The organism is Evtepia gabavorous, from assembly GCF_003425665.1.
Lineage (GTDB): Bacteria > Bacillota > Clostridia > Oscillospirales > Oscillospiraceae > Evtepia > Evtepia gabavorous.
This window is the reverse complement of sequence record NZ_QQRQ01000063.1, coordinates 1-414: the sequence shown is the minus strand read 5'-3', so window position 1 is coordinate 414 and position 414 is coordinate 1. Positions and strand designations below refer to the sequence as shown.

Here is a 414-nt window from a genome sequence, read left to right as displayed (position 1 = left end):
TCGGTCATAGTATACACGCATTTTTTGGGACTGCAGCCGTGCGACGAACCGCTCCACATAAGGCCGCTGTTCACTGGCGTAAGAAACCGCAACATCATATTTTTGGCGTTCCATATTTCTCCCACTCCTGTCAGTCTGATCAGACCTTATTTTACCGCTTGTAACAAAGGATAGTAATTATTTGATGCCACAATAAGTGATAATAAGAGATTATCCTTATAATATATTAAATTTTATCATAGTAAGGCAGAAAAAGCCAGAGCTTTCCAAAAATCTTTCGTTCAAGTCAAATGGCGTTGAATGTGGGAAAGAGCCTCTGAAATATTTTGAAAGACCTCTCTTGCATTTATAAACAACAGTTTGAAAATAGTCTGCTGGAGGATAAAAAGGAGCAGCAGCGAATCCCAATATCAC

1 protein-coding gene is annotated in these 414 nt (G+C 39.1%); it reads right to left on the bottom strand.

Annotated features, from left to right (window positions below):
- Nucleotides 1–216: 216 nt before the first annotated feature.
- Nucleotides 217–414 (bottom strand): hypothetical protein (locus DV520_RS12455; RefSeq protein ID WP_205727615.1); only part of this gene is annotated, 198 nt, incomplete at its 5' end.